Source organism: Lysinibacillus sp. 54212, from assembly GCF_036662795.1.
Taxonomy (GTDB): Bacteria; Bacillota; Bacilli; order Bacillales_A; family Planococcaceae; genus Lysinibacillus_B.
In genome coordinates this window covers 65,302-77,667 of sequence record NZ_JBAFWZ010000005.1, presented here as the reverse complement: position 1 = coordinate 77,667, position 12,366 = coordinate 65,302, and the positions used below count along the sequence as shown (strand labels likewise).

Here is a 12,366-nt window from a genome sequence, read left to right as displayed (position 1 = left end):
ATTCACTCCTTATTGCGAATTACATATTTCCACGAGACATTAGTATTTTCAATTGTTTCAATATGTAATCCTTCAATTTCCTTATCAAAATGCGGTGCATCCCATTTTCCTTGTAGATGAAACATGATGTTGAATGCATTCGCAGCACCTTCAATTTCGATTTGTAGCCTTTGTTCCGTAAAGGCATCTAATCGATCATACACATGAATAATTGTATTTTCCAAGTATTGCACAATTGCTAAATCGAATTGTTCGTTTAAAGCCTCCATTACATTGCATGTTACTGTAACTTGTAATGCAGAATAGCGCCATTTTAGCGTCTGAAGCCATTCAATTGTTTGCTGTATGCCGATCTTATTTAAATGAGAAAGCAATTGACATTGTTCTGATACTTGTTCAATTATAGCTTTTGCATCGTCGACTCGTCCTAAATCTAAATTCATTCCTATTAAATGAAGTTGATTTAAAAAGTCGTGATTTGAAAAACGTATTACTTCATTTATCGTTAGCTTTTGCTTTGTCATTTTGATCACTCCAATCATATCCGTCCTACAATTTTTCACGTAGGTCGCTTTGCCTCATGATGATAAAGTTATCGTACATAAGTATAACAATTTTCTTTGCATATTTCCTTTAAAACGTAATACTTAGAACACTTCAATAATCCATTGAAAAAGGACTGCATCGAATGCAGTCCTTTAAATTAGCAGGTATATACCTGCATAAGAAAAGACATCATCTCGCCCTATTTCTGGACGAGATGTGTTTTTCTAAAAATTATGCTTCTTGAGCTGTTGGGTATACAGATACTTTTTTCTTGTCGCGACCCATACGTTCGAATTTAACAACGCCGTCAACTTTAGCGAATAGAGTATCGTCACCACCACGACCTACGTTTGTACCTGGGTAAATTTTTGTACCGCGTTGACGGTAAAGAATTGAACCACCAGTAACGAATTGACCGTCTGCACGTTTAGCGCCAAGGCGTTTAGACTCAGAGTCACGTCCGTTCTTTGTAGAACCTACACCTTTTTTAGATGCGAAGAACTGAAGATCTAATGATAATAATAACTTCATACTGTTCCACCTCCTAGACCATTTTATATTTCAATTCGATATAATCTGAATAGCTAGCAGTCATTGTATAGAACTGAGTTACCATTGTATTCAGAATTACTTGAAGTTTGTCGTCTGTTTTAGCATCCAGGTCAGTTGGAAGGTTAACGGATAAATATCCACCTTCTGCACCTTGCTCAATTTGTGGTTGAATGCCTGTAATATGGTGAATTGCGTTCACTGTACCAAAGGCAATAGCTGACGCACCTGCACATACTAAGTCACGACCATAAACATCTGAAAGGGCATGTCCTGAAATTTCAAATCCATACGATTTACGATTTTCATCGCTATAAATAGTTACCGTAATCATCCGGTTCACCTCACAAATTAAGCGTTGATAGCTTCAACAACTAATTTAGTGTATGGTTGACGATGACCTTGCTTACGACGGTAGTTTTTCTTCGCTTTCAGTTTGAAAACAGTGATTTTTTTAGCGCGACCTTCTTTAACAACTTTAGCTGTTACAGTTGCACCAGCAACAGTTGGAGCACCAACTTTAACTGTTTCTCCACCTACGAATAAAACTTTGTCGAAAGTTACGATTTCATCAGCAGCTACACCTAGTTTTTCAACGTAGATTTCTTGACCTGCTTCAACTTTGATTTGTTTTCCACCAGTTTCGATAATTGCGTACATTCAAATGCACCTCCTCAATTAGACTAAGACTCGCCTGTTATTACATTCAAGGTGATCATAGAGATGCTTAAGGGACCTTGTCAGCGCGGTTGTAGCGGGTGCTACAAACAATAACATTAAAATACTACCACACCGTCAAACTCACGTCAACCGCTTCATTACAATTTTCAAAAATGCTGAACGGTATTTACGGTATCTCCATTCTCCTATTACTTCGCTCCAAAGAAGAAGACTTAAAACAGCTAGAAAAATAGATTGTGGTAGCATTACTAATGTTATTATAGCGGTTATAGTAAGAAAAGCAAAAGAAATTGATACATAAGCTTCGTAAATTTTAGTTTTCGGGAAAAGTATTAGCAAACTATTACAAATTATTTTTCCACCATCCAGTGGTAAGAGTGGGATACAATTAATAACTAGTAATACAAATTGAACTTCGGAAAAGGGTTTATCGAATGGCTCTGGTAGTAGCCCACTATAGATAAAACAAATTGCCGTCACGAGCGGTCCACCACAAGCGATAAGAAGCTGTTTGCTATATGGCACGGTATGAGCATCCTTTAACAGGATTTGTCCACCGTACGGCATTAACGTGCAGCGTTCTATCCTTACCTTTAGTAACATAGCAACCATTATGTGACCTAGCTCATGTAATAAAAGGGAAACAAATATGATACTATACATCGCAATATTCCCTGTTAAAACTAATAGAATAATAATTCCTAAAAATAATGGATGAAGCCTAAATTTAACCATGCTGCTTTAACCACTCAATTGTTTGCTCTAAGTTTAAAATTTCGCCTTCACATTCAATTTGAATATACAGTGAGCCAGCCTCTTTCGTAGCAATAATATCACCCTTTGCAACTGTACTGTAGGGGAGATTCGTAAAATGATCCAAATAGCCATATGTCACTGTACAGCTATTATCATATAAAACAGAAAGTAATTTTCCAGTTGTAGGTGTATGTCCTGTATAAACAACAATCCCATTATTTAACGCCTTTAATGTTAAGTCTTCCTCAAAATCTAATAAATATCCATCATCATACCGCGATATCGTCACAAATTTAAGCATTTCAGTACCATAAACAGGTGCAGCCACTTCAATCGTACTGTCCTCTAAAAATAACTCCTTTATCGTACTACGCATGAAGGCAATATCCTCTGAGCTATAGACAACACGTGAAACTGTCCTCTGAACTGTTTCATTTGAGCTATTTTGCGCTATATAAACGATTGCACATAAGATTAACGCTACAAACCACTGCCATTTTTTCACGCCACCATCCATTCTCTTTTTGCTATCATATGAAAAAATAAAAAGTACGATTCTACAAAAATTGGGATAATATCAAAGGTACCTCGTTAAAACGTGATATTGACGGAATGTAGCGCAAAATAAAAAGCCCCGAAAAAGTTTAAAATAAACCTTTCGGGACAATTTGTATTGTGTTATTTAGCAAAAATCGATTTGAGCTTAGCGAATACACCTTTTGATTCTTCCTCTAAGGACATTAACGGAACCGACTCACCTAAAATACGGCGAGCAATATTCCGATAGCCAAGCGATGCTTTATTGCTCGGGTCCATAACGACCGGCTCACCTTTATTTGAAGAACTAATGACATCCTCGCTATCAATGACAATACCTAATAAATCAATTGATAAATGAGCTGTAACCTCTGTAATATCCATCGAATCGCCACTTGCCATTAAATGTTTTCGAATTCGATTAATAATTAACTTTGGCGGCTCAATTTCTTCCTGCTCGAGTAGACCAATAATGCGGTCAGCATCCCGGACAGCTGAAATTTCAGGTGTCGTCACAACAATCGCACGGTCCGCACCGGCTACCGCATTTCGATACCCTTGTTCAATCCCAGCAGGACAATCAATTAACACATAATCAAATTCACGTTTTAATTCATCAATTAAACTCTTCATCTGCTCTGGATTGACCGCATTTTTATCTGTTGTTTGAGCAGCTGGTAATAAAAATAGTTTGTCATCGACACGCTTATCCTTTACAAGCGCTTGGTGCGGCTTGCATCGACCTTCAATAACATCGACTAAGTCATAAATAATACGATTTTCTAGCCCTAGTACAACGTCTAAATTACGAAGACCAATATCAGTATCTACTAAACATACTTTTTTCCCTTGAAGAGCCAATGCAGTTCCAAGATTAGCGGTTGTCGTTGTTTTACCTACACCGCCTTTACCTGAAGTTATTACGATTGCTTCACCCACATTAGCTTCCTCCTTTAAACGTAGTGAAAAACGGACGTAGCTTTCTTATATTTTGAATTTTACTATAAGAAATAACCCCATCCCCATCGAGAAACGCACATAATTGATCATTATGTTTCGCTACAAACTGCTGTTCATTGCTCATTACTTCTACATAGTCAGCAATTAGCACATGTGTCGGCGCAAAATAGGATGCAGTAATTACTGCGTCCTTATTGCCGTTCACACCTGCATGAACAATCCCCTTTAACTTTCCTAGCACATAAATATTGCCGCCTGCTTCTACTCGACCATTTGGATTAATATCACCAAGGATAATAATATCTCCTGTTGACCGAATAACTTGCCCAGAGCGAACAATTCCTACGTATGTATCACATTTATGCTGTAATATTTTTTGATTGCTTTCTTCAATCGATAATACATCACTCTGCACCTTTGATACGAGCATTTTGTCTGTCTTTTGGACAACTTGTATTAGCTCATCCTTTTGTTCTTGCGTACAATATCGATTTCCTAAATGTAGCTGCACCTCTACCTTGCCATCAATGCCACCCTCTGAAACTTTAAGTCCTAGTTCCTCAACTAAATCAGCGAATGCACACTGATCATCTAGCCGAAGCACTAGCCCTTCTTTTGTCCCTTTCATATGGACATATGAACTTATCATAGATAAAGTGACACCTCACGCTTCGTTTAATTATGTCATGTCCCGCGCACGCTGCAATACTCGTGCGTTTATCAAATACTTAAAAGCCCAACCAAGCATAAGTAAAAATAATAGGTTCGCAACTATTGTTGGTAATAAGCGACTGTTGAAAAATGTACTGAATGGCATTGATGTAAAATCAATAAAGAAGAAAAATTGATATAAAGCGACTTCCATAAACGCAACAAGCAAGACAGCTAAAATTGTTGTAATCACTAGATGTTGATGGATAAATTTAACACTCCACCCTGCTAAAAAGCACACTAATGGATATAAAACGGAATATAATCCAATAATATCAATGTAAAATACATCATACAAGACTCCAAATAATAATCCATATAAAACAGCACGATTACGATTATAATAAATGGAAATAAAAATTAAATATAGAATTAAAAAGCGTGGAACTAAGAAAACCGTATTGTCTCCAATATTGAGTGGTGAGAATTTTGCAAACTCAGGTTCAAGTAAAAACAATATAATCGCCGTAAACGGTATTAAAAATCTTACCATCCTTACTCACCTTCAGTTTTTTCTGTATTTGGATTCGACAAATCTTTATTCGTTCCATCACCATCTAAGCCGTCAATGGCTGTTACTTCACGCAGAGCGATGACAACATTTTCAAGTAAAGAAAAATCAGCTGCTGGTTTCACATATGCTAATTTTGTTAGGCCAAAATCATCCGTAGTTACTTCTGTCACTTCCCCAATCGGAATTCCACTTGGGAAAATCCCTCCTAATCCAGAAGTGACAACGAGCTCGCCTTTTTCTATTTTCAAGCTAGAATCAATTCGTTTTAGGATTAACTCATCTCGCTCTTCATCATAACCCTCGATTAAACCATACACATTATTCTTTTCTCCTTGCACTAAAGCAGAGACCCGGTAGTTAGAATTATTTGTATAAAGTAATTCCACCTCAGAAGTAAATGGCGTTACTAGCGTAATTTTACCAATTAACCCTGTAGCAGTCATAACAGCCATATTTTTTTCTACTCCGTGAGAAGAGCCTTTATTAATAATTATTTTTTCTTCCCATTGATCAGGGTTTCTCGCAATGACCGTCGCATGAAGTGGATTAAAATCTCGTAAACTGTCTTCTTTATCTGTTAACTCACGTAATGATTTATTTTCAGATTCTAATTGGTTTACTTCGGCTTGTAACACAGCAAAATCCTCTAGACGCATTTTTAAACGCTTATTTTCTTCATACGTATTAAGCAGCGATTCGATATTGCTAAAAATACCTGTTATGTAGTTTGTTGGCTTTGCAACTAAACCTTGTGCAAAGCCAACTGTATCTTTAATAATTTGTTCGGGTAACGTTGCGTTATGACGATCACGTAATGAGAAACTAATCAATGCCACAAGCATAATGACACTCACTAAGAGCAGTATTAATTTTTTATTTGAAAAATGTGGCATTGTCTGTCCTCCTTACTATTTTACTTGTTGAGAGCGAATTAAATCGATGTGATCTAACGCTTTCCCCGTCCCAATTGCTACACAATCAAGTGGATCCTCTGCAATAAATACTGGCATATGCGTTTCATCACTAATCACTTTATCTAAATTGCGAAGCATTGCGCCACCACCAGTTAAGACGATACCACGCTCCATTACGTCAGCTGATAACTCAGGTGGTGTTTGCTCAAGAGTCTTTTTCACACCATCAATAATAGCTGTAATTGCTTCACGTAATGAATCTGAAATTTCTTGAGCAGTAATCTCAATTGTTTTCGGTAATCCCGTTAAAAGATCACGGCCACGGATTTCCATGCTTTCATTTGCACCATCAACTCGAGCAGTACCGATTTCCATTTTAATGGACTCTGCAGTACGCTCTCCAATTGTTAAGTTATACGCTTTACGAATATACGAAATAATCGCATGATCCATTGCATCGCCACCAACGCGAACCGATTCACTTGTTACGATACCACCTAAAGAAATAACGGCAACCTCTGTTGTACCGCCACCAATATCGACAACCATTGAACCTGTTGGATCCCATACAGGTAGATTTGCACCAATTGCAGCAGCAAACGGCTCCTCAATTGTAAATGCTTCTTTAGCTCCAGCCTGACGAGATGCATCGATTACCGCACGTTGTTCAACCGATGTAATGCCAAATGGAACACAAATCATCACATTCGGTTTCTTCCAGTTTGATCCCGAATTTTTTAATGCTTGATGTAAATAATATTTAATCATTTCTGTTGTAATATCAAAATCCGCTATTACACCGTCTTTCATCGGACGGATTGCTGCGATGGAACCAGGAGTACGACCAATCATATTTTTCGCATTGTTACCTACTGCTACAATGTCCCCTGTTTTCGTATTTTTTGCTACAACTGAAGGCTCGCGTAAAACGATCCCTTTTCCTTTAATAAACACTAATGTATTCGCTGTGCCAAGATCGATCCCGACATCCTTATTTCCTAATCCAAACAAATTAAGTACTCCCTTTCTATTTAAGCCTTACTAAGTTAGCTATTTAAAATCATACGCTTTATTATAGCGGATACGCAAAAAAATTTATAGTGTCACTTGACTCCTTCATTTGCATATATCAACCAATCTAGTGAATGATTTAGCCTATCTTCCTTATTCTATTGCTATTTTTGATTCAAAACAATTAAAAATGCTATATTAGTTTTTACAATATCATTGCAGTTTAATGACGAAACGTAACGAAAAAGGTTCACCGAGAAGAATATGTAATATAAACATGTATACTTTTTACCATATTTTACAATAGTTATTTAACATATCGTGGGTTCCTACTAACGAATATTTGTCTAATCAATACAACTGGTAGCGTGAGAAAACTATTAGACTAGAATCAATCTTAACCATACAGCCTGTGATGTGAAAATCACAACTGTTTGATTTCTCTAAACTTTCTTTATAGAGAGGTCATATTCCCCCTCTCCAAATATTGTCTTATTAAAAACAAAAAGCTGCACCGAATTGGTACAGCTTACATCAGATTAAAAATAACCTTTTTCCTTTAGGCTAATAAATTGATGATCCCCAATAATAATATGGTCAATTAAGTCGATGCCAATAATGACGCCAGCCTCGTGTAATCTTGTAGTTACCTCAATATCTTCCGGACTAGGTGTTGGTACGCCTGACGGATGATTATGTGCACAAATGATCGAGGCAGCTGAACGCTTTACTGCCTCACGAAAAATTTCCCTAGGATGTACAATCGAGGCGTTTAAGCTGCCAATAAAAATCGTCTGCTTATGTAGCACTTGATTTTTGACATTTAGGAATAACACCACAAAATGCTCCTGTTGCAATGGAGACATTTCAGGCATTAAAAAATGGGCGGCATCTTCTGGAGAACGAATTGTAAAGCGTGAGTCCATTTCCTTTTGAGCTAGCCGTTTGCCAAGCTCAATTGCTGCGAGCAGCTGGACCGCCTTCGCTTCACCTATTCCTTTAATCTCCATAATTTCTTCAATTGTGGCATGCTTTAATGCATGTAGCTTTTCAAAATTCATAAGGATTCGATTTGCTAATGATAGAACCGATTCCTCTTTCGTTCCCGTTCTCAATAAAATCGCTAATAACTCTTGGTTCGACAAACTATGCGAGCCTTGTCGAATAAGCCTTTCCCGCGGTCGATCCGCTTCATGGACATCTCTTATTTTCAGCTCTGGAAACGGTGTTACAGTCAAATGCGTCACTCCTTTAAATTGAGATAATTTTTAAAGTAAGCAATGATTCAACTAAAGATGCTAAAGGTAAGCCAACAACATTGTTATAATCGCCTTCAATTCGGTCTACAAATAGCGCTCCGTCCGTTTGAATTCCATAACCGCCCGCCTTATCAAATGGATCACCTGTATCGACATAGGCGTGAATTAAAGAGAGTGGAAGCTCCTTAAATACAACCTTCGTCTTCTCAACAAACGTGATTTCCTGTCCATCAGGCGTTAGAATGGCAACAGCTGTCATTACATGATGGGCATTGTTTGATAATGTTTGCAAATGCTTTACCGCTTCATCAGTAGACGTCGGCTTATGCAACAGCCTATTCTCATACACAACAATGGTATCTGCACCAAGAATAGTTTTTCCGGGACATTTTTCCGCTATGTCTCTCGTTTTTAATAAAGCAACTTCTGTCACATATTGTTCCACATTGTCGGCTTTCACACTCGTTTCCTCTACATCACTCGTCTGAATTTCAAACGGAATATTTAATAGGCTAAACAATTCCCTTCTTCTTGGTGATGCTGACGCTAATACGAACGAGTGTGTTGTACTAAATTTCATGCTGTATTCCCCCTCAGCTCTATCATAGCCGAAGATTCCGTTTTTGAACATTTCTATAGGTAAGCTAAAAAGTATATTTCCCCTCTTTATTAGCTATTAAAATCTATTTTTAGACATTCATTTTCTGTCAAATAATAACTTAACGTATGCAGTCGGATAACGTTGACGTCCTCTGAGAGCGTTGCAATGCTTTGCATAAATGACTCCCAATCCTTCGGTAAATCCTTTATTCCATCATTCTTTTCAAAATAAATTTTTAAGGCATGCTCATCCTTTAAATGGACCGGTACTTTTGCGATTGCCTTTGAGGGGCATGCATTACTTGAAATGGTGAAAGCTTTACTAAATGATGACGGAATCGTCTCTTCAGTTAGCTTTGCTGTTGAAATTTTTGACCAAACATAGAATTGCCCGTCCACTTCGACGATAGCACTTTTATTTAACGTAGGATGGGCGGCAACGAGCTGGGATGCCCCTTCTAATGTTGAAAAGGCTCCATGCTGACTTGCATAAAATAAAGTTGATTCATTCTTTGTCGCATTCACAACCGTTTGTTTTTCAGTATCTGCTACCTCTTCTTTTTCATCATTCGCAGATAATAACAGGACTGCAAATAACCCTACGCCACATAAACCGAATAAAGTACCAAATATACAAGCTCGAATAATAGATTTTGATGTAATCCTTTGATTTATGAACAACTTCATCACCTCTAGCACTCACATTAGCAAAAATAGAGTAAAAAAGGACAAGACCTTTGTCGCCTCATCCTCTTTTTTTATCCCTATAATTTTACATATTTCTCTTGTTATCGAGAAGCCTTGTTCGTAATTCAGTTAACAAATAGAGTGAGCCGGTCACAACGACCAGTTCATTCTCCTCTCTCGGCTGAAGTAAATACGGTAAACAATCGTTAGTCACTCGGCTATTCCCACTTCGACTTAATTCCAGCATAGTTTTTGCTGGCATTGCTCGCTCATTTGAGAAATCAACAAATGTATAGGATGTGCCCACCTGCTCTAGGTGCTTTAATACCGCCCCTACATCCTTATCTCGGAGCATACCGATCACAAAATGAATATCCTTTTGCGGAAAACTTTCTCGTAGTGTGTCTACTAGCTTTGCTGCACTTGCCGGGTTATGTGCACCATCAAAAAATGTTTGTGGGAGTACCTCCTCAAAGCGACCCGGGACAGTTGCACAGGAAACCGCCGATCGTATAGCATCGATGCTTACTCTTTTTTGAAGTGCCTCCCCTATAGCTAAAAATGCCGTAATAGCTATTGCCATATTATGCCCTTGATGCTTGCCCAGCATACGACGTTTTAAATGCGAAATTTTCAATCCCGTTTTATTATTTGAGTAGGTTTCATCCTCTATACAAAAATGCTTGTGGATTGCAAAGAGCTCCGCATTTTGAAACGCTGCCTCCTGTTCTATGATGAGCTTCGCCTCTTCAGGAAGTTCGCCAATAACAACTGGGGTACCGCTCTTTATAATTCCCGCCTTATGCATGGCGATACTTTGTAGTGTATCACCTAAAAAGTTTGTATGCTCAAGCGCTATACTCGGAATAACAGAAACGATTGGTAGAATTACATTCGTGCTATCCTCACGACCGCCCATACCTGCCTCAATAAGCGCTAAATCAACACCTTCATGGAGAAAATGTAAAAAAGCAGTGCAAGTTAACAGTTCAAAATCCGTTAGTTTTCCACTTAATCCAGCAGATGCCATCCGTTTGAAAAGCGCATCCATTTGAGCGGGGTGAATTGGCTCACCATTAATTTGAATTTGATCATGCACATCTACAATACAGGGCGACATAAATTTCCCAACCTTTAATCCATGAGAGCGTGCAATTCGCTCTATAAAGGTTAACGTCGAGCCTTTTCCGTTGGTACCTGCTAAATGAACAAACGGCATATTGTGGTGAGGCTGCCCAAGTAATAATAGCGCCTCTCTCATTGCATGAAGACCCGGCTTAATCTCACGGTCACTTTCGACCTGCCATGCTTCCTTATATCGATCTAATCCAGGAATCATCTCTTCACCTCTTGTAAAAACTGCCGCGCCTCAGCGATAAAATACAGCGAGCCAGTAATGATTAAAAGCTCGTTCTGCTGTAAATTCGCAAGTTGCTCGGAAATCAACTCCTGCCAGTTAGGATTTGCCCTCTTATTGGTATGGTTACTATGCTCCGCTAGACTTTCAGCACTAGCAGCACGTGGCAGCGAAATGCTTGTAAAATTCATTGCTTCTGCTACATCATCCATCAGACGAATGCTCGTCCCATGGTCCTTATCCTGAAGCGCTGCATAAATAAATTTATATTTTTTTGCTGGCTCTGTTTGCTGTAAGGTGTTTAGAAGTGCCCCTGTACCTTCTGGGTTATGAGCGCCATCCAATATAACTTGATCTCCTAAGCGCTCAAAACGGCCCTCCCAACTTGCTTGTGAAAGAGCTCTACGAATTGTCTCCTCCTGGATAGTCGGCAGGAACAATTTAGCCGCTGTAATGGCCAGTGCTGCATTCATCATTTGATGTACGCCAGCCATTTTTAAGCAAAGCGATTCAATCCTCCCAATCCCGTTATAATTAAAGCTTTGCGACTTTGCATCGATATTTTGGATATGAATTTGCTCCCCGTAGGCATAAAAAGGCGCATTCATTTTTTCTGCTGTTTCCCTCATGACTTTACGAGCCTCTACATTTTCTACACCGATAACAACAGGCTTCCTGTTTTTAATAATCCCAGCTTTTTCACTTGCAACTTTTGCATATGTATCACCAAGCATCTCGGTATGTTCCAGGGAGATAGTTGTAATGACACTTACTTCTGGGGTTAAAACATTCGTAGAATCGAGACGACCCCCAATGCCCGTTTCCATTAACGCAACATCTATATCATTTTCAGCAAAATATTGAAACGCAATACACGTTACAAATTCAAAAAAGCTTGGAAATTTTCCGTCCAGCCTTTCTTGAACTACAGTCGCGATGCTATTCGAAATTCGAACAAAATCCTCATCACTTATTTGGTTTTTATTAATTGTAATGCGCTCATTTGCTCGCTCCAAATGGGGTGATATAAATGCCCCAACCGTTAATCCATGTGACATTAATATTTCTCTTGTTGCATTTAGCGTTGAGCCCTTACCATTTGACCCAGCAAAATGAATAAATTTCGTCCCCTTTTCAGGGTTGCCAAGTGAGGCTAAAATTTTCCGTGCTGATTCGAGTGGCTCTCCCTTATATTGACTTGCCTTTAAGGTAAATATAAAATCGGTGCAATCCTTCATTGATTGGAACAAGTTACTTCCCCCGTTCATACATGCTCATTCTTTT

16 protein-coding genes are annotated in these 12,366 nt (G+C 38.5%); all 16 read right to left on the bottom strand.

Going from position 1 to position 12,366, the window contains the following annotated elements; genetic code table 11:
• Positions 1–2: 2 nt before the first annotated feature.
• The 16 genes from V4T18_RS05030 to V4T18_RS04955 all read right to left on the bottom strand — a co-directional run bounded on the left by V4T18_RS05030 (position 3) and on the right by V4T18_RS04955 (position 12,332).
• A complete protein-coding gene (locus tag V4T18_RS05030) occupies positions 3–524 on the bottom strand; it encodes a Spo0B domain-containing protein (RefSeq protein ID WP_332647180.1) in 522 nt (173 codons plus the stop codon).
• Between the two features lie 253 nt (positions 525–777).
• On the bottom strand, positions 778–1,077 hold the full coding sequence (gene rpmA / locus V4T18_RS05025; protein ID WP_332647179.1) for a 50S ribosomal protein L27: 300 nt from the start codon (positions 1,075–1,077) through the stop codon (positions 778–780).
• Positions 1,078–1,090: 13 nt separating this feature from the next.
• On the bottom strand, positions 1,091–1,429 hold the full coding sequence (locus V4T18_RS05020; RefSeq protein ID WP_332647177.1) for a ribosomal-processing cysteine protease Prp: 339 nt from the start codon (positions 1,427–1,429) through the stop codon (positions 1,091–1,093).
• A gap of 17 nt (positions 1,430–1,446) precedes the next feature.
• Complete coding sequence (gene rplU / locus V4T18_RS05015; RefSeq protein WP_332647175.1) at positions 1,447–1,755, bottom strand: 50S ribosomal protein L21; 309 nt, start codon at positions 1,753–1,755, stop codon at positions 1,447–1,449.
• Between the two features lie 141 nt (positions 1,756–1,896).
• Positions 1,897–2,511, bottom strand: a complete 615-nt coding sequence (locus V4T18_RS05010; RefSeq protein ID WP_332647173.1) for a site-2 protease family protein — start codon at positions 2,509–2,511, stop codon at positions 1,897–1,899.
• On the bottom strand, positions 2,504–3,037 hold the full coding sequence (locus V4T18_RS05005; protein ID WP_332647171.1) for a hypothetical protein: 534 nt from the start codon (positions 3,035–3,037) through the stop codon (positions 2,504–2,506). Before V4T18_RS05005 ends, V4T18_RS05010 begins: the two co-directional genes overlap by 8 nt.
• Positions 3,038–3,210: 173 nt before the next feature.
• The gene (gene minD, locus V4T18_RS05000; RefSeq protein WP_332647169.1) at positions 3,211–4,008 is read right to left on the bottom strand and encodes a septum site-determining protein MinD; all 798 of its coding nucleotides are present in this window, start codon (positions 4,006–4,008) and stop codon (positions 3,211–3,213) included.
• Position 4,009: 1 nt separating this feature from the next.
• Positions 4,010–4,678 carry a septum site-determining protein MinC gene (locus V4T18_RS04995; RefSeq protein WP_332647168.1) on the bottom strand — a complete coding sequence of 223 codons (669 nt, stop codon included), beginning with the start codon at positions 4,676–4,678 and terminating at the stop codon, positions 4,010–4,012.
• 30 nt (positions 4,679–4,708) lie between these two features.
• Positions 4,709–5,233: a rod shape-determining protein MreD gene (mreD, locus tag V4T18_RS04990; RefSeq protein ID WP_332647166.1), complete on the bottom strand. Its 525-nt coding sequence runs from the start codon at positions 5,231–5,233 to the stop codon at positions 4,709–4,711.
• Positions 5,234–5,235: 2 nt separating this feature from the next.
• Entirely contained in the window at positions 5,236–6,147 is a 912-nt protein-coding gene (gene mreC / locus V4T18_RS04985) for a rod shape-determining protein MreC (protein ID WP_332647164.1), read from the bottom strand.
• 15 nt (positions 6,148–6,162) lie between these two features.
• Positions 6,163–7,179, bottom strand: a complete 1,017-nt coding sequence (locus tag V4T18_RS04980) for a rod shape-determining protein (protein WP_332647162.1) — start codon at positions 7,177–7,179, stop codon at positions 6,163–6,165.
• Between the two features lie 539 nt (positions 7,180–7,718).
• On the bottom strand, positions 7,719–8,417 hold the full coding sequence (gene radC / locus V4T18_RS04975; RefSeq protein WP_332647160.1) for a RadC family protein: 699 nt from the start codon (positions 8,415–8,417) through the stop codon (positions 7,719–7,721).
• Positions 8,418–8,430: 13 nt separating this feature from the next.
• Positions 8,431–9,018, bottom strand: coding sequence for a Maf family protein (locus tag V4T18_RS04970; RefSeq protein ID WP_332647158.1), 588 nt, complete (start codon positions 9,016–9,018; stop codon positions 8,431–8,433).
• Positions 9,019–9,107: 89 nt separating this feature from the next.
• Entirely contained in the window at positions 9,108–9,719 is a 612-nt protein-coding gene (locus tag V4T18_RS04965; RefSeq protein WP_332647156.1) for a hypothetical protein, read from the bottom strand.
• Positions 9,720–9,810: 91 nt separating this feature from the next.
• Positions 9,811–11,064, bottom strand: a complete 1,254-nt coding sequence (locus V4T18_RS04960) for a bifunctional folylpolyglutamate synthase/dihydrofolate synthase (RefSeq protein ID WP_332647152.1) — start codon at positions 11,062–11,064, stop codon at positions 9,811–9,813.
• Positions 11,061–12,332 (bottom strand): bifunctional folylpolyglutamate synthase/dihydrofolate synthase, encoded by a 1,272-nt coding sequence (locus V4T18_RS04955; protein ID WP_332647150.1) that lies wholly within the window; start codon positions 12,330–12,332, stop codon positions 11,061–11,063. Before V4T18_RS04955 ends, V4T18_RS04960 begins: the two co-directional genes overlap by 4 nt.
• Between the last annotated feature and the right edge of the window lie 34 nt (positions 12,333–12,366).